22 protein-coding genes are annotated in these 19,309 nt (G+C 74.8%); 14 read left to right on the top strand and 8 right to left on the bottom strand.

The window, feature by feature from the left end; genetic code table 11:
- Positions 1 to 17 precede the first annotated feature (17 nt).
- Genes BLS21_RS25490 through BLS21_RS02490 form a run of 4 tightly spaced genes read left to right on the top strand, consistent with a single transcriptional unit; the run spans position 18 to position 1,334 of the window.
- On the top strand, positions 18 to 395 hold the full coding sequence (locus BLS21_RS25490) for a GNAT family N-acetyltransferase (protein ID WP_217635941.1): 378 nt from the start codon (positions 18 to 20) through the stop codon (positions 393 to 395).
- Positions 392 to 532 (top strand): hypothetical protein, encoded by a 141-nt coding sequence (locus BLS21_RS25485; RefSeq protein WP_245699964.1) that lies wholly within the window; start codon positions 392 to 394, stop codon positions 530 to 532. The genes BLS21_RS25490 and BLS21_RS25485 overlap by 4 nt, the downstream gene beginning before the upstream one ends.
- A gap of 59 nt (positions 533 to 591) precedes the next feature.
- The gene (locus BLS21_RS02495; protein ID WP_091213325.1) at positions 592 to 888 is read left to right on the top strand and encodes a transcriptional regulator; all 297 of its coding nucleotides are present in this window, start codon (positions 592 to 594) and stop codon (positions 886 to 888) included.
- Positions 885 to 1,334, top strand: coding sequence for a type II toxin-antitoxin system VapC family toxin (locus BLS21_RS02490; protein ID WP_091213322.1), 450 nt, complete (start codon positions 885 to 887; stop codon positions 1,332 to 1,334). The genes BLS21_RS02495 and BLS21_RS02490 overlap by 4 nt, the downstream gene beginning before the upstream one ends.
- 98 nt (positions 1,335 to 1,432) lie before the next feature.
- On the opposite strand, the gene BLS21_RS02485 is transcribed toward BLS21_RS02490, so the two are convergent.
- Positions 1,433 to 1,732, bottom strand: coding sequence for a hypothetical protein (locus BLS21_RS02485; RefSeq protein WP_091213319.1), 300 nt, complete (start codon positions 1,730 to 1,732; stop codon positions 1,433 to 1,435).
- The gene (locus BLS21_RS02480; RefSeq protein WP_091213315.1) at positions 1,725 to 2,645 is read right to left on the bottom strand and encodes a PspC domain-containing protein; all 921 of its coding nucleotides are present in this window, start codon (positions 2,643 to 2,645) and stop codon (positions 1,725 to 1,727) included. The genes BLS21_RS02485 and BLS21_RS02480 overlap by 8 nt, the downstream gene beginning before the upstream one ends.
- Positions 2,646 to 2,769: 124 nt before the next feature.
- On the opposite strand from BLS21_RS02480, the gene BLS21_RS02475 reads away from it, so the two are divergent.
- Both BLS21_RS02475 and BLS21_RS02470 read left to right on the top strand, forming a co-directional pair.
- Complete coding sequence (locus BLS21_RS02475) at positions 2,770 to 3,954, top strand: ATP-binding protein (RefSeq protein ID WP_091213805.1); 1,185 nt, start codon at positions 2,770 to 2,772, stop codon at positions 3,952 to 3,954.
- Positions 3,951 to 4,607 (top strand): response regulator, encoded by a 657-nt coding sequence (locus BLS21_RS02470; protein WP_091213312.1) that lies wholly within the window; start codon positions 3,951 to 3,953, stop codon positions 4,605 to 4,607. The genes BLS21_RS02475 and BLS21_RS02470 overlap by 4 nt, the downstream gene beginning before the upstream one ends.
- Positions 4,608 to 4,700: 93 nt before the next feature.
- Here the strand turns inward: BLS21_RS02470 and BLS21_RS02465 are convergent, their stop codons facing one another.
- The 3 genes from BLS21_RS02465 to BLS21_RS02455 all read right to left on the bottom strand — a co-directional run bounded on the left by BLS21_RS02465 (position 4,701) and on the right by BLS21_RS02455 (position 6,983).
- The gene (locus BLS21_RS02465) at positions 4,701 to 5,435 is read right to left on the bottom strand and encodes a PIG-L deacetylase family protein (RefSeq protein ID WP_091213308.1); all 735 of its coding nucleotides are present in this window, start codon (positions 5,433 to 5,435) and stop codon (positions 4,701 to 4,703) included.
- Positions 5,436 to 5,511: 76 nt separating this feature from the next.
- A complete protein-coding gene (gene sigJ, locus BLS21_RS02460; RefSeq protein ID WP_091213306.1) occupies positions 5,512 to 6,432 on the bottom strand; it encodes an RNA polymerase sigma factor SigJ in 921 nt (306 codons plus the stop codon).
- A complete protein-coding gene (locus BLS21_RS02455) occupies positions 6,429 to 6,983 on the bottom strand; it encodes a carboxymuconolactone decarboxylase family protein (RefSeq protein WP_091213303.1) in 555 nt (184 codons plus the stop codon). The genes sigJ and BLS21_RS02455 overlap by 4 nt, the downstream gene beginning before the upstream one ends.
- Before the next feature lie 154 nt (positions 6,984 to 7,137).
- On the opposite strand from BLS21_RS02455, the gene BLS21_RS24475 reads away from it, so the two are divergent.
- On the top strand, positions 7,138 to 7,545 hold the full coding sequence (locus tag BLS21_RS24475; RefSeq protein WP_175479369.1) for a YybH family protein: 408 nt from the start codon (positions 7,138 to 7,140) through the stop codon (positions 7,543 to 7,545).
- Positions 7,546 to 7,604: 59 nt separating this feature from the next.
- Here BLS21_RS24475 and BLS21_RS02445 read toward each other — a convergent pair whose 3' ends face one another.
- The gene (locus BLS21_RS02445) at positions 7,605 to 7,877 is read right to left on the bottom strand and encodes a chorismate mutase (protein WP_091213300.1); all 273 of its coding nucleotides are present in this window, start codon (positions 7,875 to 7,877) and stop codon (positions 7,605 to 7,607) included.
- 326 nt (positions 7,878 to 8,203) lie between these two features.
- On the opposite strand from BLS21_RS02445, the gene pcrA reads away from it, so the two are divergent.
- Positions 8,204 to 10,498, top strand: a complete 2,295-nt coding sequence (pcrA, locus tag BLS21_RS02440; protein WP_091213298.1) for a DNA helicase PcrA — start codon at positions 8,204 to 8,206, stop codon at positions 10,496 to 10,498.
- Positions 10,499 to 10,631: 133 nt separating this feature from the next.
- Here the strand turns inward: pcrA and BLS21_RS26125 are convergent, their stop codons facing one another.
- Both BLS21_RS26125 and BLS21_RS02430 read right to left on the bottom strand, forming a co-directional pair.
- Complete coding sequence (locus BLS21_RS26125; protein WP_091213295.1) at positions 10,632 to 11,462, bottom strand: M23 family metallopeptidase; 831 nt, start codon at positions 11,460 to 11,462, stop codon at positions 10,632 to 10,634.
- Between the two features lie 366 nt (positions 11,463 to 11,828).
- Positions 11,829 to 12,725 (bottom strand): esterase/lipase family protein, encoded by an 897-nt coding sequence (locus tag BLS21_RS02430; protein ID WP_091213294.1) that lies wholly within the window; start codon positions 12,723 to 12,725, stop codon positions 11,829 to 11,831.
- A gap of 274 nt (positions 12,726 to 12,999) precedes the next feature.
- On the opposite strand from BLS21_RS02430, the gene BLS21_RS02425 reads away from it, so the two are divergent.
- The 6 genes from BLS21_RS02425 to BLS21_RS02400 all read left to right on the top strand — a co-directional run bounded on the left by BLS21_RS02425 (position 13,000) and on the right by BLS21_RS02400 (position 19,216).
- Positions 13,000 to 13,929 (top strand): hypothetical protein, encoded by a 930-nt coding sequence (locus BLS21_RS02425; protein ID WP_139176995.1) that lies wholly within the window; start codon positions 13,000 to 13,002, stop codon positions 13,927 to 13,929.
- Positions 13,926 to 14,552, top strand: coding sequence for a hypothetical protein (locus tag BLS21_RS25480; RefSeq protein ID WP_139176994.1), 627 nt, complete (start codon positions 13,926 to 13,928; stop codon positions 14,550 to 14,552). The genes BLS21_RS02425 and BLS21_RS25480 overlap by 4 nt, the downstream gene beginning before the upstream one ends.
- Entirely contained in the window at positions 14,524 to 15,684 is a 1,161-nt protein-coding gene (gene sucC / locus BLS21_RS02415) for an ADP-forming succinate--CoA ligase subunit beta (RefSeq protein ID WP_091213286.1), read from the top strand. Before BLS21_RS25480 ends, sucC begins: the two co-directional genes overlap by 29 nt.
- Before the next feature lie 28 nt (positions 15,685 to 15,712).
- The gene (gene sucD, locus BLS21_RS02410) at positions 15,713 to 16,591 is read left to right on the top strand and encodes a succinate--CoA ligase subunit alpha (protein WP_091213284.1); all 879 of its coding nucleotides are present in this window, start codon (positions 15,713 to 15,715) and stop codon (positions 16,589 to 16,591) included.
- 299 nt (positions 16,592 to 16,890) lie between these two features.
- A complete protein-coding gene (locus BLS21_RS25475; protein WP_217635939.1) occupies positions 16,891 to 17,943 on the top strand; it encodes a hypothetical protein in 1,053 nt (350 codons plus the stop codon).
- Positions 17,944 to 18,019: 76 nt separating this feature from the next.
- Positions 18,020 to 19,216 (top strand): cell division protein PerM, encoded by a 1,197-nt coding sequence (locus BLS21_RS02400; protein WP_091213282.1) that lies wholly within the window; start codon positions 18,020 to 18,022, stop codon positions 19,214 to 19,216.
- Positions 19,217 to 19,309 lie beyond the last annotated feature (93 nt).

The following is a 19,309-nucleotide window of genomic DNA, read 5'->3' as shown; positions in this document are numbered from 1 at the left end:
GTGGTGTCATCCGTGGCGTGGACGTCGGGATCCGGCCGCTGACCGACGCCGACGTCGACGCCGTCGTCGCGTTCTCCCTCGATGCGTGGGCGCCGGTGTTCGCCGGCTTCGAGCGGGTCATGGGTCCGCGGGCGTACCGCTTCGTGTACCCGGACTGGCGGACGGCGCAGGCCGCGGCGGTGGCCGAGGTGTGCCGGTCGCTCGATGCGTGGGTCGCGGACGTCGACGGCGCACCGGTCGGCTTCGTCGCCGTCCGGTGGACCGAGGAGGGCGCCACCCCTGTCGGGGAGGTCGAGATGATCGCCGTCGCCCCGTCGCCCCGTCGCCCCGTCGCCCCGTCGCCCCGGCGCACCAGCGGGCGGGCATCGCGGGCCGGTTGCTGGAGCGGGCGGTGACCGAGATGCGGGCGCGGGGGGTGCCCTTCGCCGTCATCGGCACCGGCGGGGACGACGGTCACGCGCCGGCCCGTGCTCTCTACGAGCGGCACGGGTTCACCGGCCTGCCGCTGGTGCGCTACTACCGAACGCTCTGACCTCCGTGCCGGTGCCTCGGTGCAGGCATGCATGCATGCATGCCTGCTAACGTGGAGGCGTGGCCCAGTTGACCATCCGGACAACCGACGAGCTCGTCGATCGGGTGCGCACGGCTGCCAACCGGCTCGGGCGGAGCATGAACGAGTACGTGGTGGCGGTCCTCGGCGCGGCGACCGATCCCGACCTGGCAGGAGACGACGCCGAGCGGATCCGTGAGCGACTGGCCCGCGCCGGGCTGCTGGCCTCGACCGGAGAGACGCGTCGGCGCCCGGACGCGGACGCCGTGGCAGAGGCACGAGCGGCTGCCGGTCGGGGCACCCTGCTGTCCGACATCGTCACGTCCGACCGGACGTGACGGCCTTCGCCGACTCCAGCGCGCTGGTCAAGCTCTATGCCGACGAGTCCGGACACGAGACCGTCCGCGGACTGTCCGGCCTCGTCGTCTCTCAACTGGCGCGCGTCGAGGTGCCCTCGGCCATCTGGCGGAAGCAGCGCATCGGAGACCTGCACGCTGACGCGGCGCGTCTGCTGACGTCGGCCTTCGAGGCCGACTGGTCCGGCACCGGGGCGGACCCGCCGAGGTTCTCGGCCGTGACTGCGACGGTCACCGTCCTCGAGCGGGCAGCTCGCCTGTGCGCGGTGCACGGACTGCGTGCCTACGACGCCGTGCAGCTGGCCTGTGCTCTGGCGGCACGGGACGCCGTCCCGGAGTGTCGGACGTTCGCGGCCTTCGACCGGCAGCTGAGGGCAGCTGCCGCCGCAGAGGGGTTCGCCCTGGTGCCTTCCGTCCTCCAGGAGTGACCCGGCTCCTTCGACCGGCGCGCCGCCCGTCGATCGATGCGGACCCGCACGAGGGCCCGGGAGCCGATCGGCTCCCGGGCCCTCGCCTTTCCAGTGGGTCAGCGCCTGCGGCGCGCCCTGCGCAGTTCGCTCACCAGCAGGGCGATGCCGCCGCCGATGAGGACCAGCCACAGCAGGCCGCCCTCGGTCACCAGTCCTATCGGCAGCACCGCGCCGGCCATCAGCACGATCGCCAGGACGACGAACACCAGGCCCGGCACGAGGGCGGTGAGGTCGACGCCGCGGCGCTCGGGCCGGGGCGGGTCCTCGGTCGACAGCGGGGTCACGATCTGCCAGTCCCTCAGCTGCTGTTCCTGCCAGGCGGTCGGGGTCGTCGGGAACTCGCTGTAGTCAGGCACGGCGCACCTCCACGTCACCGACACCGGCGTCGATGGTCAGTTCGATCTCGGGGTCCTCGTCACCGGTCCAGGACGCGGAGCCGGTGCCGGGGGAGTAGCCGCCGTCGGATCCGAGGCCGAGGACGTCGACGTTGCCGATGCCGCCGTCCACGTCGACCCGGACGTCGGCCGAGCGGGGCACGAGCACCTCGACGTTGCCCACGCCGCCGTCCACCCTCGTGACGATCGGACCGTCGAGACGGGACAGGTCGATGCGGGAGAGGTCGAGCGTCGCGTCGCCGATCCCCTGGTCGTAGACCGGCTGGACGGCGGCCGCGTCGGCCGGGCGGTAGGTGCGGTCGCCCATGCCGTCCTCGACGCCCCGCCACGGCTCGGCGGCGACCACCACCAGCGCGAGGGACAGGACGATGCCGAGCGTGATCAGCCCGCCCTTGGCCGTGCGTCCGCCGGAGAAGGCGGCGGCGACCAGGCCGAGCCCGACGACCAGCAGCCCGGTGCCGAGCACTATGCGCGGGCCCACGTCCCAGTCGGTGAAGCGGCTGAGCAGGACGAGCGAGCCGACGACGATGAGCAGCCCGGCGAGGGTCAGCCCCGGCACCGGCGAGCGGGGCCCGGCGATGCGGGGGGCGCGGCTGGCCCCGGCGTCGTCGGACGCCGGACCAGCCGGCATGAGCAGCCACAGCAGCAGGTAGACCGGGACGCCGGGGCCGGCCAGCGCCAGGGCGACGAAGCCGACCCGCCACAGCAGCGCGTCGATGCCGCTGTACTCGGCCAGGCCGCCGGAGACGCCGCCGATGACCTTGTCGCTGCGGCTGCGCCGCAGCGGCGGCCGCACCGGTGGGCCGGGCGGCGGGGTGTACGCGGCCGCCGGCGGGTCCGCCGACGGGGGAGCGGGAGGCGGTGCGGATGTCATGGCACAGACCCTCCTCACGCCGGACGGCGCGGTCCATCGGGGAACGCCCCCATCCGACCCTGGTCCGCGACGTGGGGTGCTCCCCGGTGCCGCGGAACGCCGTCCCAGTGCGACGATCGGCACCGTGACCACGACCCTGCCCGTGCCCGTGCGGCCGCCGCTGGTGCGCCCGCGCTCCGGGCGCCTGCTGGCGGGCGTCGCCGCGGGGACGGCGGTGCACCTGCGGGCCGACCCGCTCGTCGTCCGCGTCGCCTTCGTCGTGCTCGCCGCCGCCGGCATCGGCGTGGTGGCCTACGCGCTGCTGTGGTTCTTCATGCCGGTCGCCGAGGTCGACGCCGCTCCGGTCGAGGAGGAGGCCGCCGAGGAGCCCAGCCGCCGGCAGGCCCTGGGCCTGGGTCTGCTGGGCCTCGGCGCGCTCATCCTGGTGACCCAGCTCGGGACCTGGGGCGGCGGCAACCTCGTCCTGCCGCTGCTGCTGGTCGGGGTCGGGCTGACCGTCATCTGGCGCCAGCTGGACACCGACCGCTCGCTCGCCCGCCCCGGCGTGCGGTGGCTGCTCGCCGGCGGGGTGCTCCTCGGCATCACGGGCGTGGTGCTGCTGCTGGTCACGACCGGGCAGCTGGACGACGCCCGCAACGGCTTCGCCGCGACCCTGGTCATCCTGGTCGGCGTGGCGCTGGCCACCGCGCCGCTGTGGCGCCGGCTGCTGGCCTCGCGCGAGGCCGAGCGCACCGCCCGGATCCGGTCCGAGGAGCGGGCCGCGGTCGCCGCCCACCTGCACGACTCGGTGCTGCAGACCCTCGCCCTCATCCAGCGGCACGCCGACGACGCCACCGCGGTCTCCCGGCTGGCCCGCAGCCAGGAACGCGAGCTGCGCACCTGGCTCTACGAGCCGGCGGCGGCCGTGGGCGGCGGCACCTGGGCGGCGCTGGTGTCCGGCGTGGTGGCCGATGTGGAGGCCGACCACGCGCTGACCGTCGAGTCGGTGGTCGTCGGCGACGCACCCCTGGACGACGCCCTCACCGCCCTCGGCGCGGCCACCCGCGAGGCGCTGGTCAACGCCGCCAAGCACTCCGGGGCGGCCGTCGCGGACCTGTACACCGAGGTCTCGCCGCAACGGGTCGCGGTCTTCGTCCGCGACCGCGGTGCCGGATTCGACCCGGCCGCGGTGCCGGGCGACCGGCGGGGGCTGCGGGACTCGGTGACCGGCCGGCTGACGCGCCTGGGCGGGACGGCGACGGTGCGCTCGGCACCGGGCGAGGGCACCGAGGTGGAGCTGTGCCTGCCCCGCCAGGAGGCGGCCGCGTGAGCACCCGCGTCTATCTCGTCGACGACCACGCCATGGTGCGCTCGGGTGTGCGCGCGGAGCTCGGCGGTGCGGTGGACGTCGTCGGTGAGGCCGCCGACGTCGAGGGTGCCGTGGAGGGCATCCGGGCGACCGTGCCCGACGTCGTCCTCCTCGACGTGCACCTGCCCGGCGGCGGCGGGCGGGCGGTGCTCGAGACGCTGCGGGCCGAGCTGCCGTCGGTGCGCTGGCTGGCGCTGTCGGTGTCCGACGCGGCCGAGGACGTCATCGCCGTCATCCGCGCCGGCGCCCGCGGCTACGTCACCAAGACCATCTCCGGGCCGGACCTGCGCGACGCCGTCGCCCGCGTGGCCGACGGGGACGTGGTGTTCAGCCCGCGGCTGGCCGGGTTCGTGCTCGACGCCTTCGCCGCGACGACGCCGTCCGCCCCGCAACGCGAGGACCCGGCCACCGACCCCGGCCTGGACCTGCTCAGCGCCCGCGAGCGGGAGGTCATGCAGCTGCTGGCCCGCGGCTACACCTACCGGGAGATCGGCTCGCGGCTGTTCATCTCGGTGAAGACGGTGGAGTCCCACGCGTCGAACGTGCTGCGCAAGCTGCAGTTGTCCAACCGCAACGAGCTCACCCGCTGGGCGGCGACCAACAGGTTGTTGTGAGTCCGGCGAGATCTGCACACCGGCGCCCATCAGGCCCCCGATGGCGACCAGTGTGCAGATCTCGCGGACAGCTCAGCCGGTACCGGCGATCGCTCAGGCCGTGTGCACGACCTGGAAGCTCTCGCCGAGCCGGCCCTGCGGCAGGCCCAGGCGGCGGCCGTTCTGGCGCATCCAGTCGGTGACGAAGCCCTCGAGGTCGTCGATGTGGCTGACCTGGCTGACGTGGCTCTTGAGCGCGGCGAACTTCAGCTCGACGACGTCGGTCACGTCGACGACGTGGTCGGCGCGCGGGCTGGTCGTGAGCCACACCTCGGACACCGTCCAGGCCTCCAGCCCCTCGTCGGCGAGCAGCTCGGGGAAGGCGAACGGGTTGCGGGCGTCGGGGTAGACGGCCCGCAGCGTGGACTCGCCGACCGTCATGTGGTCGGGGTGGCTGGCGCCGATCCGGTCCCACATCCGCTCGGGAGAGCTGGTCAGCACCCGCTGCGGGCGGACCTGGCGGATCACCCGGCTGATGTCGCGGCGCAGGTCGAGGGTGAGTTCCAGCCGGCCGTCGGGGTGGCCGAGGAAGCGCACGTCGGTGACGCCGACCGCCTTGGCGGCCGCCTCCTGCTCGGCCCGCCGCAGCGGCCCCATCTGGTCGCGGGGGGTGTCGTCGAACCCGCCGGCGTCGCCGTCGGTGACGATCAGGTAGGTGACCTCGGTGCCGGCCGCCGTCCAGGTCGCCACGGTGCCGGCGCTGCCGAAGTCGATGTCGTCGGGGTGGGCGAGCACGCACAGCGCGCGCTCCACGTGCTCGGCGGGCCTGCGGGTCTGCGGTGAGGTCACCCGCGCGAGCCTAGATAAGGGACCACCCTCCCCCCACGCCTCGCAAGCTCGGCGTGGGCCCCTGAAGGGTGGCCACTCAGCCCTCCCTCTGTAGGCCGGCCAGCTTCTCGGGGTTGCGCACGACCAGCACCTGCTCGACCAGTCCGTCGACCAGGACCAGCGAGATCGTCAGGTACGGCGCACCCTCGACCCACGCGACGACGCCGGGGGCACCGTTGACCTCGGCGACCTCGACGTGCAGACCGGGGATCGCCAGCCCCTGCGCGGTGGTCGCCACGAGGAAGCGGGCCGCCTTCTCCGCGCCCACGATCGGCCGCAGCGCCGCCTTCGCCCGGCCCCCGCCATCGGTCACCAGGACGACGTCCGGGGCCAGCGCGGCCAGGAGCGCCTCGACGTCGCCACCGGCGCAGGCGGCGAGGAAGCGCTCGGTCGCCAGCCGCTGCGTGGACCGGTCGGTGTCGAAGCGCGGCTGCCGGGCCCGCACGTGCTCCCGCGCACGGTGCGCCGTCTGCCGGACGGCGGCCTCGCTGCGGCCCAGGATCGCGGCCACCTCCGCCGCCGGCAGACCGAACACCTCCCGGAGGACGAACACGGCTCGCTCAGCGGGGGACAGCGTCTCGAGGACCACCAGCAGCGCGAGCGAGACCTGCTCCCCGAGCGCGGCGGCGTCGTCCGGGTCCGGTGGCGGGGCGCCGCCGGCGACCGGCGCGCCCCCGGTGAGCAGCGGCTCGGGCAGCCACGGCCCGACGTAGCTCTCCCGGCGGCTGCGCGCCGAGCCCAGCCGGTCGAGGGCCAGCCGGGACGTGATCCGCACCAGGTACGCCCGCGGGTCGGCGACGTCGGCCCGGTCGGTCGCCGACCACCGCAGCCAGGCGTCCTGCACGACGTCCTCGGCGTCGGCGACGCTGCCGAGCATCTGGTAGGCGACCGTGAACAGCAGCCGCCGGTGCTGCTCGAAGGCCGCCAGCGGGTCGGCGCCGGCGTCCGCGGCGGTCATGCCGTGGCCGGGAGCTCGCAGCGGTCCCGGAAGCCCTGGCTGGTCAGCCCGAGCGCGCTGTTGAACCGCGACCGGACGTTCTCCACGGCCACCATCATGGTGAGCTCGACCAGCTGGGCGTCGTCCAGGTCGCGCCGCAGCTCGGCCACCATCTCGTCGGTGACGGCGGGCGGGGTCGCCGTCACCGCCTCGGCGTAGGCCATCACCCGCCGCTCCAGGTCGGTGAAGACGTCGCTGTCCCGCCACCGCGGGACGGCGCGCAGCTTGGCGGGGTCCACACCCTCCTGGGTGCTGATCCAGTACCCGAAGTCGACGCACCAGGAGCAGCCGATCGCGACGGCCGAGGCCATGACGGCGAGGGCCTTCAGCGTGCGGTCGAGCCGGTCCCACCGGGCCAGCGAGGTCTCGAAGCGGACGTCGGTCAGGAGCACCCGCGGGTGGTGCCCCATGGCCGCGAGCGGGTCGGGCACCACGCCGTAGGTCCGGCGCGCGTACCACTCGGCGAGGCGGTACAGGCGGGTGCGGGGCGGGTCGAGCGGGATGCGGGCCATGGTCGTCGTCCTCTCCGTGGGTCGGTGCTCATGGAGACGGGACGGCGGCGCCGGGCGTGACGCGCCGGCGCGGGTTCCGTCCGGGCGCGGGACGCGAGGACCCTGGCTGCTGCACGGCGGACCCTGCGGTGGTCCGCCGGGGGAGGAGGCGGCCGTGGACGCCGCACTGTCCCGGGCCCTGGAGCGCGTCGCCGACGGCCTGGTGGCCATGGGAGCCGGGAACCCCGGCCCGTACGCGGCCTGCTGGGCCGACTCCGCGGACGTGACGTTGTTCGGTGCCTTCGGGCCGATCGAGAAGGGGCACCACGCCGTCACCCGGACCTTCGAGTGGGTCGGCAGCCGGTTCAGCGACGGTGAATTCGTGCCGCGGTACGAGGTGGTCGAGGCCAGCGGCGACCTCGCCTACACGGTCGGTCTCGAGCAGGGCACGGTCCGCGTCGACGGCGGGGAGCCCCAGCCGATCACCATCCGCGTCACGCACGTCTTCAGGCGCATCGAGGACGACTGGTGGCTGGTCCACCGCCACGGTGACTTCCCGCCACCCGACCAGCGCCGCGGGTGAACATCCCGCTGCGGAGCCCCGTACCGAGCCTGCGAGGGGCGGGAGGACGGGGTCCTCCTTCAGAGGCGGCCGCGGCCCTGGCGCAGCAGCATCATGCCGAGCGCGGCGCCGTCCGGGCCGAGCGCGGCCTGGAAGCGGGCGAGCACCTGCTGCTCGCGGGCCAGTGAGAGCCGGGTGCCGCCGGCGGCGCGGCGCAGCTCGCCGATCTCCCGGGACACGGCCAGCCGGCGCTGCACCAGCGCGATGATCTCGGCGTCGCAGTCGTCGATCCGTCCGCGCAGCTCGGCGATGCGCTCGTCGGCGTCGGGAGTGGTGGGGAGCGTGGCGGTCATCGGGGTCCTCCGGGGCGGGGCGGTGGCCGTCGGACCCCGAGGACGAGAAACGCCCCGGGCTCCTCGGGCCCGGGGCGTCTGTTGCGGCGGTTGCTCAGCCAGCGGTGACGGACACCGGATCCCGGTGGCCGTAGTAAAAGCTGACGGTGGCGAGCAGCACGTCGGCGAGTGTGCCACAGCGCCGACGGCGGGAGCCAGCGCGACTCCTGGTGACGGCGGTCCGCGACGGCGGGCCGTGTCCCCCGACCGAACTACAGTGGTGTGGTCATGAACCCACCCCACACAAACGCTCCGCTGGCGCTCCACGTCTCCGTGGGGACCCCGGGATGAGCGTCCAGCAGGCCCTCCCGGGCACCGCGTCCCTCCAGCGTTCGGCGTCCGGCTCGGTGGGGCGGGAGCTGGACCGCATGCTCGCCGGCCTCAACGGGCCGCAGCGGCAGGCCGTCGTCCACGAGGGCAGCCCGCTGCTCATCGTCGCCGGCGCCGGCTCGGGCAAGACCCGGGTGCTCACCCACCGGATCGCCTACCTGCTCGGCGCCCGCGGCGTGCAGCCGGGCGAGGTCCTGGCGATCACCTTCACCAACAAGGCCGCCGGGGAGATGAAGGAGCGCGTCGCCGCGCTCGTCGGCCCGCGCGCCCGGGCGATGTGGGTGTCGACGTTCCACTCGATGTGCGTGCGCATCCTGCGCGCCGAGGCCGCCAAGCTGGGCCTGAAGTCGTCGTTCACGATCTACGACCAGGGCGACTCGGTGCGGCTCATGACCATGGTCGCCCGCGACCTGGACCTCGACGCCAAGCGCTACCCCGGCCGCAGCCTGGCCGCCCAGGTGTCGAACCTGAAGAACGAGCTCATCGACGAGGAGAGCTACGTCCCGGGGACGGCGCCGGAGAAGGTGCTCGCCGAGGCCTACACGCTCTACCAGCGGCGGCTGCGCGAGGCGCACGCCATGGACTTCGACGACCTGATCATGACGACGGTCAACCTGCTGCAGGCTTTCCCGGACGTCGCGGAGCACTACCGCCGCCGCTTCCGGCACGTCCTGGTCGACGAGTACCAGGACACCAACCACGCGCAGTACGTGCTGGTCCGCGAGCTGGTCGGCACCGGGGAGGGCCCGGTCCCGCCGGCCGAGCTGTGCGTGGTCGGGGACGCCGACCAGTCGATCTACGCCTTCCGCGGCGCGACGATCCGCAACATCGACGAGTTCGAGCGCGACTACCCGCAGGCCACGACGATCCTCCTGGAGCAGAACTACCGCTCCACGCAGCGCATCCTCAAGGCCGCCAACCAGGTCATCGCCAAGAACACCGGTCGCCGCGCCAAGAACCTGTGGACCGACGCCGGCGACGGCGAGCTGATCGAGGGCTACGTCGCCGAGAACGAGCACGACGAGGCCGCCTGGGTCGCCGAGCAGATCGACGCGCTGGTCGACGAGGGGGAGGCCAAGCCGAGGGACATCGCCGTCTTCTACCGGACCAACAACGCCTCCCGTGTGTTCGAGGAGGTGTTCATCCGCGTCGGCATGCCCTACAAGGTGGTCGGCGGGGTGCGCTTCTACGAACGCAAGGAGGTCCGCGACGCGCTGGCCTACCTCAAGCTGGTCGCCAACCCGGCCGACGTCGTGAGCCTGCGCCGCATCATCAACGTGCCGAAGCGGGGGATCGGCGAGAAGGCCGAGTCCTGCATCGAGTCCTTCGCCGACCGGGAGCGGATCGCGTTCGGGTCGGCGCTGCGCCGGTGTTCGGAGGTCACCACCCTGGCGCCGCGGTCGCTCAAGGCGATCCAGGAGTTCGTCGCGCTGCTGGAGGAGTTCGAGCAGCTGGCCGAGACCGGCTCCGGCCCGGCCGCGCTGCTGGAGAGCATCCTCGACCGCACCGGCTACCTCGCCGAGCTGGAGGCCAGCACCGACCCGCAGGACGAGGGCCGCGTCGACAACCTCAACGAGCTCATCTCGGTGGCCGCGGAGTTCGAGGCGGCCAACCCGGGCGGCTCGGTTCCCGACTTCCTCGAGCAGGTGTCGCTGGTCGCCGACGCCGACCAGATCCCCGTGGCCGGCGACGAGGCCGGCGTCGTCACGCTGATGACGCTGCACACGGCCAAGGGGCTGGAGTTCCCGGTCGTCTTCCTCACCGGCATGGAGGACGGCGTCTTCCCGCACCTGCGCGCCCTCGGGGACCCGCGCGAGCTGGAGGAGGAGCGCCGCCTGGCCTACGTGGGCATCACGCGGGCGCAGCAGCGGCTGTTCATCTCGCGGGCCACGGTGCGCACCAGCTGGGGGCAGCCGGCCTACAACCCGCCGTCCCGCTTCCTCGACGAGCTGCCGCCGGACACGGTGCAGTGGTCGGGCAAGGAGCCGACGCCCGCGCCCAGCACCGGCTACCGGTCGGCGCAGCAGCGGGTGGCCGCCACCGGGCTGTCCACCGGCGGGCTGCGCGGCGGCACGGGGAACCGGGCGGTCATCTCCGTCGAGGTCGGGGACCGGGTCAGCCACGATGCGTTCGGGCTGGGCACGGTCGTCGAGGTCAACGGCGTGGGGGACAAGGCCCAGGCCACGGTCGACTTCGGCTCCGGTGGCACCAAGCGCCTGGTCCTCCGCTACGCGCCCCTCGTCAAGCTGTAGGCCCGCCCGGCACTGCCAGGGTCACCCACGGCCAGGACGGACGGTGTGCTGAGCGGGTGTTCCTCGTGGGTCACCGGTCCTACGGCACCGGCAACCCACGAGGAACACCGGCAGAGGGCGCTGGACGCAGGACTCAGATGACGACGCCGTGCTCGGCGAGCCACTCCTGCGGATCGATCGGGCGGCCGGTCATGCCGCCGCGGTGGATCTGGTAGTGCAGGTGCGGGCCGGTGGACTGGCCCTCGTTGCCGATCTCGGCGATCTGGTCACCGGCGTGCACGATGTCGCCGGCCTGGACGTCGTAGTAGCGCATGTGGCCGTAGACGTGGACGTTGCCGTCGGGGTCCTGGATGTAGACGGCGTTGCCGTAGCCGGAGGCGCGGCCGGCGCGGATGACGACGCCGTCGGTGGCCGAGTGGATCGGCGTGCCGAGCGGCCCGGCGAGGTCGATGCCGTAGTGCATCGTTCCCCAGCGCATGCAGAAGCAGGTGGTGAGCCGGCCCTGCGTGGGCAGCACGGTCTTCGGCTCCCGGGCGGCGCGGGAGGCGGCCAGCTCGCCGAGCCGGGCCTGGGCCTCGGCCTCGGTGATGCCGCGGCGCACACCGGCGTCCTCGAGGTCGCCGCTGAAGCCGACGTCGGAGGCGACGCCCAGGCCGTAGTCGGCGGCGCTGACCGACAGCCCGGCCGTGTCGCTGCCGAGGGTGCTGGGCAGGGCGGCGACGACGGCGCCGGCGACGAGCGCGGCGAGCCACACGGGGCCGCGCCGGCCCGGCGGGCGGGGCAGGCGGCGTCGCCGGCCGTCGGCGGGCTGCTCGGCGGTGTCGGGACCAGGGGCCTCGGCGGTCGGCGCCTCGGCCGTCTCGACGAGGGCGGGAACTGCGGGGACGGCGGGGATGGCGCCGGTGGCGGCCCCGTCGTCGGTGCGCGGTCGCTCCAGCAGCGCGGGGCCGGTCGAGCGGGTCACGGGGCACCTTCTTCGGGAGCGCCTCCCCGAGCGGGTGCCGCGGGGGCGACCCGTCGGGGGAGCGACGGCGGCGGGGGCGTCCGGGGACGCCTGCCGGTGGGTACCGGCTCCGTGATCGGACCGTAACGATCAGTCAGCTCCGCGAGGGGTCACCGACACCCGGTGTCGACACGGCTGCGCCGGGTGGGACGGGTGTGACGGGGGTGGCGGTGCCACAGCGCACGACCGGCCGCCACACGGGACGGGTGTGGCGGGCGGGGGGCGTGGGACGGCCCCCCTGCAGGTGGAGGGCCCCGTCCTCCCCGCCCCTCGGGAGCTCGCGGCGGTGCCCTGGACGGGGCCGGGTGGGGGCAGGAGGGGCCTTCTTCAGGCGACGGCGGCCCGTGCGGGGGCGTGGGTGCGCGGCCGACGGTGGCCGGCGAGGGTGGCGGCGACCTCGTCGAGGACGTTGCGGTGGAAGGGCAGGGACATGTGGCCGATGCCGCGCACCAGCACGTTGCGGGCCTGCAGGTCCGGGTGGTCGCACCGCCCGGCGCTGGTGGGGAGGACGACCTGGTCGAGGTCGCTGTAGATCGCGGTCACCGGCGTGCGGATGCCCGGCGCGGGCTCGGTGAGCTCCCGCAGCACCGGCGAGCCCGGCCGGAGCTGGCGCACCAGCGGGGTGGGCAGCAGGTGCGCGAGCACCGAGCCCTGGTGCGGCGTCCCCAGCGTCACCAGTGACTCGACGTGCCGGTCGCCGCCCTGGCGCTGCACGTGGTAGCGGGCGATCAGACCGCCGAGGCTGTGCCCGACGACGTGCACCCGCTCGTGCCCGGTCTGCTCGCAGACGCGCTGCAGGTGCTCGCCGAGGTCGGCGGCGCCGCGCGCCACGTCGGCGAGCAGCGGGCTGTAGTTCCAGGAGCAGACGGAGGTGAACCCGCGGCGGCGCAGGCTGCGCCGCATCACCGCGAAGATCGAGTGGTTGTCGATCAGACCGTGCACGAGGACGACGGGGACGCGCGCGGCCAGCGGGTCGGCGGCGAACAGGGCGCGCACCGCGGGCGGCTGCTCGCCGGGGCGACACCGCGGGTCGGGGCGCAGCTGCTCGGTGCGCGTGCCGAGCGGGTAGATGAGCGCGTGGGCCCCGACGAGGGCCAGCTCGGTGAGCCCGCCGGTCAGCGTGGCCAGGCTCATCAGCGACCGCACCGGGTGCCGTGGCGCTCCCGGTGCGCCGGCGTCGGTGTGCGACGCTGGATCGGACTCCGGGTCGCTGAGTGGGCGCATCGTTCCTCCCCGTCCGGGACCGCTGATCAGGCTCGTCCCGGCGGGGACGACGACCTCACCGGGATACCCCAGTTCACCTGACGGTAAAGCGGCGTTGTGGTGTTCGTCACACCGACGCCACGCGCCGAGGCCAGTTCGTGATCGAGACGAAGGGGGAACCGTGGTGGCCGGCGATGGCTCGACCCGCGACCGCTCGACCCGCCCCGAGGGGAGGACGGCCCGCCCTTCCGCCCGTCGTGCCGGACCCCGCCGCCCGCCCCAGCCCGCCGCCGCAGTGCCGGCCGACGGGCTGGTCGTCGGCGACCCGCCGGTGCTCGCTCGCGTCACCGGGGTGCTGCTCGTGCTCGCCGGCCTCGCCGGGGCGGCCGCCCTCTTCCCGACCTACCTCGTCGTCGGCGGCACCGAGGTGTCCCAGTCCGCCGGGGCGCTCAGCCTGCTCGCCGGGCTGCTGGTGCCCCTCACCGCCGCGGCGGTCGGCGGCGGCCTCGCCGCCGGCCGGGTGCCGCGCCTCGGCCTCGCCTACGCCGGGATCGGCGGCGCGCTGGCCCTGGGGCTGCTGCTGATCGAGCTCTACCGGGCCAGCACCTCCACCATCCGGCCGGGCATCGAGGTGATCGCCGGCCAGCGGGTGCTCACCAGCTCGGTCGACGTCGGGCCCGGGTGGGTGCTCGGCGTCGTCGCCCTGGGGCTCACCGTGCTGGCCGGCGTCCTGGGGGTGGCCGCCTGGGGGCGCACCGTCATGGACGACGCCGGCACCCTCGACCCCGTCCGCCCGGCGCTCGCCGGCGCCGCAGCCGTGCTGGGGGTGGGCGCCGTGCTGTGCCTGGTGCTGCCGGCCGCCGACCTCCCCGACCGCCTCGTCACCGACCCGACCACCGGCCTGCAGGTCGTCGTCGAGCAGGAGGGCCCGCAGGGGCTGCTCGAGCGTCCCGGCCTGGCGCTGCTCGGGGGCCTGCTCCTCGCCGGGACCGTCGTCCTGTGCTCGGTGCTGGCCCCCTCCCTGCGGCCTCGGCTGGCCGCGGTCGGCGGCCTGCTCGCCATCGCCGCCGTCGTCTTCGCCGCCGGGCTGGGCGGCCTGCGCGACGCCGTGGTGTCCGACGAGCTGGAGTGGACGCTGCCCGGTGCCGGGCTGCTGCTGGCCGGCGTCGGCTACGTCGTCCTCACGGTGCTGGCCTGGCGGCTGCGCCGGGCGCCGGCCCGGTGACCGCACCCGAGCCGGCCGGCGAGCAGCGCATCCGCGTCGTCGTCGCCACCTGGGGGGACGAGGACGCGGACCGCGTCATCATGAGCGTCGCCCGCGGCCTGCGCGACGCCGGGATGGAGGTGGTCCACGCCGGCCGGCTCCTCCCGGAGGCGCTCGCCGAGACCGTCGTCCAGGAGGACGCCGACGCCGTCGGCCTGCCCGTGCTCCCCGGCGACGCGCCGGTGCTGCTCGCCCGGCTGGTCGCGCTGCTCGCCGACCGCGGCGTCGACGACGTCGCCGTCTTCGCCTGCGGCCCGGACGCCGACCTGCCCGGCCGCACCCGGCTCTTCCCGCCCGGCAGCCCGCCCACGGGGATCGCCGACTGGCTGCGCCGGCAGGTCGGCGGGGAACCGGGAGCGCCGGCTCCAGCACCCCGAGGCCGCGCCCGTGGTCACCCCCGCGGTGAGCAGGGCAGTCGTCGGGACGGTGGCGGACCGGCGCACGGCCGCGGCTCTGCGCCGTCGGGGGACTCCGGTGGCCGGCGTCGTGTGATGCCGCCCACCCTCCCTGCGCCGGTGCACGGGCCGCGTCCGGCGGGGGATACGGTGCCTGTTCGTGGATCTCTTCGAGTACCAGGCCCGTGACCTGTTGGCCTCGCACGGTGTGCCCGTGCTCCCCGGCGGCGTCGCCGAGACCCCCGAGCAGGCAGAGGCGATCGCCCGCGAGATCGGCACCGCCGTCGTCGTCAAGGCGCAGGTGAAGACCGGTGGCCGCGGCAAGGCCGGCGGCGTCAAGCTCGCCGACAGCGCCGAGGACGCCCGGGCGCGCGCCCAGGACATCCTCGGCCTGGACATCAAGGGCCACATCACCCACCGCGTGATGGTCGCCCAGGCCAGTGACATCGCCGAGGAGTACTACTTCTCCTACCTGCTCGACCGCGCCAACCGCACCTTCCTGGCCATGGCCAGCGTCGAGGGCGGCATGGAGATCGAGCAGCTCGCCGTCGAGCGCCCCGAGGCCCTGGCCCGCATCCCCGTCGACGCCACGGTCGGCGTGGACACCGCCAAGGCCACCGAGATCGTCGACGCCGCGGGCTTCCCCGCCGAGGTCCGCGACCAGGTGATCGCCATCGCCGTCCAGCTGTGGGACACCTTCGCCAAGGAGGACGCCACCCTGGTCGAGGTCAACCCGCTGGCCAAGGCCCCCGACGGCACCGTGCTGGCGCTGGACGCCAAGGTGACCCTGGACGAGAACGCCGGCTTCCGGCACGCCGAGCACGCTGCGCTCGAGGACGCCGCCTCCGCCGACCCGCTGGAGGCCGCGGCCAAGGAGAAGGACCTCAACTACGTCAAGCTCGACGGCGAGGTCGGCATCATCGGCAACGGCGCCGGGCTCGTGATGAGCACGCTGGACGTCGTCGCCTACGCCGGTGAGGAGTTCGGCGGCGTCAAGCCGGCCAACTTCCTCGACATCGGTGGCGGCGCCTCGGCCGAGGTCATGGCCAACGGGCTGCACATCATCCTGTCCGACCCCGCCGTGAAGAGCGTCTTCGTCAACGTCTTCGGCGGGATCACCGCCTGCGACGCGGTCGCCAACGGCATCGTGCACGCGCTGCAGCTGCTCGGCGACGAGGCGACCAAGCCGCTGGTCGTCCGGCTCGACGGCAACAACGTGGAGGAGGGCCGGCGGATCCTCGCCGACGCCGACCACCCGCTGGTGACCCTGGAGGACACGATGGACGGCGCCGCCCGCCGGGCCGCCGAGCTCGCCGCCTAATCGCCCCCGAACGACAGGACCAACAGAGATGTCGATCTTCCTCAACGAGAACAGCAAGGTCATCGTCCAGGGCATGACCGGCTCCGAGGGGCGCAAGCACACCCAGCGCATGCTGGCCTCGGGGACGGCGGTCGTCGGCGGCGTGAACCCGAAGAAGGCCGGCCAGAGCGTCGACTTCGACGGGGCCAGCGTCCCGGTGTTCGGCGGGGTCGCCGAGGCGATGAAGGAGACCGGCGCCGACGTCAGCGTCATCTTCGTGCCGCCGGCCGGCGCGAAGAACGCCGTCATCGAGGCCGTCGACGCCCAGATCGGGCTCGCCGTCGTCATCACCGAGGGCATCCCGGTGCACGACTCGACCTACTTCTGGGCCCACGCCCAGGGCGGCTCGACCCGCATCATCGGCCCGAACTGCCCCGGGCTGATCAGCCCGGAGCGCTCCAACGCCGGCATCATCCCGGCCAACATCACCAAGCAGGGCAAGATCGGGCTGGTCAGCAAGTCCGGCACGCTGACCTACCAGATGATGTACGAGCTCCGGGACATCGGTTTCTCCACCTGCGTCGGCATCGGTGGCGACCCGGTCATCGGCACCACGCACATCGACTGCCTGCAGGCCTTCCAGGACGACCCGGAGACCGAGGCCATCGTGATGATCGGTGAGATCGGTGGCGACGCCGAGGAGCGGGCCGCGGACTTCATCCAGGCCAACGTCACCAAGCCCGTCGTCGGCTACGTCGCCGGCTTCACCGCGCCCGAGGGCAAGACGATGGGCCACGCCGGCGCGATCGTCTCGGGCTCGGCCGGTACCGCGCAGGCCAAGAAGGAGGCCCTCGAGGCCGCCGGTGTCCGCGTGGGCAAGACCCCGTCGGAGACGGCCCGCCTGATGCGCGAGATCGTCGGCGCCTGAGAGGACCACCCCCCAGGGCTCGTGGGGAGGACCCCGTCCTCCCCACCCCTCGCGCGCTCGGGCGGGACCCGGGACGGGGCCGGCGGCGAGCCTGGGACGGGGGCGGCGGGACCCTGGAGGGTGGCCGTTCCAGCACGTCATCCGCTGCCCGGTGGCCCCTCGGGGTCGCCGGGCAGCGGCGTCCCTGCGTCTCGCCCGCACCCGGACGGGGGATGATGGGCCCGCCGCGAGTGCACGGGCTGCGGGCCGGTGTCCACCATCCGCGCAGTCACCAGGCCACGACCGAGGAGCGCCCCGCGATGACCAGTCAGCCGCCGCAGCAGCCGGGCGGGTACGGGCACCAGCCGGGCGAGGGCGAGGACGCGCGGCGTCCGGACGGCGGGCAGTCCGCGCCGGAGCAGGCGCAGCCGTGGTACGGGCAGCAGCCGCCGTCCTACGGCCAGCCGGGGTACGGCCAGCAGCCCGGCTACGGCGCGGCCTACGGCCAGCCACCCTACGGACAGCCCGGCTACGGACAGCCGAGCTACGGCCAGCCCGGGTACGGCTACGGGCAGCCGGGCCACGCTGCGCAGTACCCGCAGCCCCACGGCCAGCCGCCGTACGGGCAGTCCCCGTGGGGCCAGCCGGCGTACGGCCAGCAGACGCCCTGGGGGCAGCCGTACGGGCAGCAGCTCCCGGCCCAGCAGCCGTGGGCGCCGCCGGCCCGCAGCGGACCGCAGGTCGGCCTCGACCGCAAGCGGGTGTACCGGGGCGACTGGCTGGTGGCCCTGTGCGCCGTGGCGTTCCTGTTCTCCGCGGCGCTGCCGTGGTTCACCTTCGACTTCGGGTTCGGGTTCTCCGAGTCGATCAACGGCTTCGACTTCAGCCTGGTCACCACCGCGGCCGTGCTCCTCGTCCTCGCCGCGGCGTGGTCCCTGCTGCCCGCCGTCGTGGACCTCGGCCTGCCCTTCCCGCGCGGCTTCGTCACCGTCGGCCTGACCTCGCTGGCCCTCCTATTGACCCTCGTCGGGTGGCTGAGCACCTTCGAGGGCGGGTTCAGCCCGTTCGCGCTGCTGACCTTCCTCACCGCGGCCGCCGCCGTCGTGGTCGCCGTCCTGACCCTGCTGCGCCAGCCGCACAGCCGCCCGGTGACGACCCCCGGTGGCACGTCCTGGCCCACCCAGCAGACCGGTCAGCCGTGGCAGCCGGCCCCGTACGGCCAGCAGCAGCCGCCGCACGCCGCGCCGTCCGCCCCGGAGCAGTCCCCGTCGACCCCGCCGGGCCCCGCGACACCGCCGTCCGGGGGCGACCGGGATCCCCGCAGGCCGGGCGGCTCGACCGCCTCGGGCACGGGGTCCGACCCGTCCGCGTAGCCCTCCTCACGCCGATCCTCGGATCAGCCGGGCGCGTGCTGCGGCGATCCCGGCCCGCCCTTGGGACAGTGGGGGCGTGGTCTCCCTGCTCGCCCGACTGAGCCTGCCCGGGCAGCGGGACCCGGGCACCCGCACCCCGGCGAACGCCCCCGTCCTCGCCGCCGTGGCGACCGCCGCCGTCACCGTGCTCGGCCTGCTCGGCGTGGGCCTCGCCTCGGTGGTGGTGCAGACGCTCGACCCGGCAGGTGGGATGCCGGTCGCCGGCTCCGCGCGCCTGTCCGGTCGGCTGTGGCTGCTGGCCCAGGGCGGCGGCCTGACGCTCCGGTCCGGTCCACTGGTGCTGGCGCCGCTGCTGCTCACCCTGGTCGTCGCCTGGGGCCTGTCCAGTGCCGGCCGCGGAGTGGTCCGCGCCTGCGACCTCACCGTCGGGCGGTCGCTGGCCGCGGTCGTGGCCGCGGCGGTCGGGACGCACACGCTGCTCGCCGTGCTCGTCGGGCTGCTCGTCACCACCCCGGGGGCACAGGTCGACCTGGTGCGGTCCGCGATCGGCAGCGCCGTGGTCGCCCTGCTCGCCGTCGGCTGGGGGATCGCTCGCGACTCCGGCCTGCTCGACGACCTCCTCGACTCCGCGCCGGAGCCGGTGCGGCCCCTGCTGCGCGCAGCAGCGTCCGGGCTGCTGACCGCCGTCGCCCTCGGCCTGCTCATGGTGGCGGTGGCCCTGGCCGCGGACGCCGGGGGCTACGCGGCGCTGTCGCGGTCCCTCGGCGGGTCCGGCGCCGGCGCGGTCGGGCTCCTGGTGCTCGGCGTCCTGCTGCTGCCCAACGCCGCCGCAGCCGCGATCGGCGTGGCCGCCGGCCCGGGCTTCGCCGTCGGCAGCGGCACGCTCGTCTCCGTGCACGGCGTCACCCTCGAGGCGGTGCCGGCGCTGCCCCTGCTGGCCGCGCTGCCCGACACCCAGGCGGTGCCGCTGCTGGCCTTCGCCTCCCAGGTGGTGCCGGCGCTCGCCGGCCTGGTCGCCGGCGCGACGCTCGGCCGACGCCTGGGCGACGACGACGGCGGCTCGGTCGTCGCCGGGCTGTGGGGTGTGCTGTCGGGCGTGCTGCTCGGCCTGGCCTGCGGACTGCTCGCCTGGGCCGCCGGCGGCTCGCTCGGCGACGGCGCGCTGGCCGACGTCGGCGCGCCACCGGTCGCGACCGGGCTGGCGGTGGCGCTACAGGCCGGTGTGGCCGCCGCGGTCGCGGCCGCGGTCACCCGCTGGCGGGCCCTCGGCTGAACGAGGTCCCCCGGCGCCCATCCCGCGCCGGCCCCGTCCCGGAGCTCGTCCCGAGCGTGCGAGGGATGAGGAGGACGGGGTCCTTATAGGGTC

The organism is Geodermatophilus siccatus, from assembly GCF_900103785.1.
Classification (GTDB): Bacteria; Actinomycetota; Actinomycetes; order Mycobacteriales; family Geodermatophilaceae; genus Geodermatophilus; species Geodermatophilus siccatus.
This window is presented reverse-complemented; position numbering and strand designations above follow the sequence as displayed.

Bases quoted from the DNA above. Each gene is read 5' to 3' on its own strand.
- BLS21_RS02480 (WP_091213315.1), bottom strand. From the start codon at position 2,645: ATGACATCCGCACCGCCTCCCGCTCCCCCGTCGGCGGACCCGCCGGCG.
- sigJ (WP_091213306.1), bottom strand. From the start codon at position 6,432: ATGACCGCCGCGGACGCCGGCGCCGACCCGCTGGCGGCCTTCGAGCAG.
- BLS21_RS02455 (WP_091213303.1), bottom strand. From the start codon at position 6,983: ATGGCCCGCATCCCGCTCGACCCGCCCCGCACCCGCCTGTACCGCCTC.
- BLS21_RS02445 (WP_091213300.1), bottom strand. From the start codon at position 7,877: ATGACCGCCACGCTCCCCACCACTCCCGACGCCGACGAGCGCATCGCC.
- pcrA (WP_091213298.1), top strand. From the start codon at position 8,204: ATGAGCGTCCAGCAGGCCCTCCCGGGCACCGCGTCCCTCCAGCGTTCG.
- BLS21_RS02430 (WP_091213294.1), bottom strand. From the start codon at position 12,725: ATGCGCCCACTCAGCGACCCGGAGTCCGATCCAGCGTCGCACACCGAC.
- sucD (WP_091213284.1), top strand. From the start codon at position 15,713: ATGTCGATCTTCCTCAACGAGAACAGCAAGGTCATCGTCCAGGGCATG.
- BLS21_RS25475 (WP_217635939.1), top strand. From the start codon at position 16,891: ATGACCAGTCAGCCGCCGCAGCAGCCGGGCGGGTACGGGCACCAGCCG.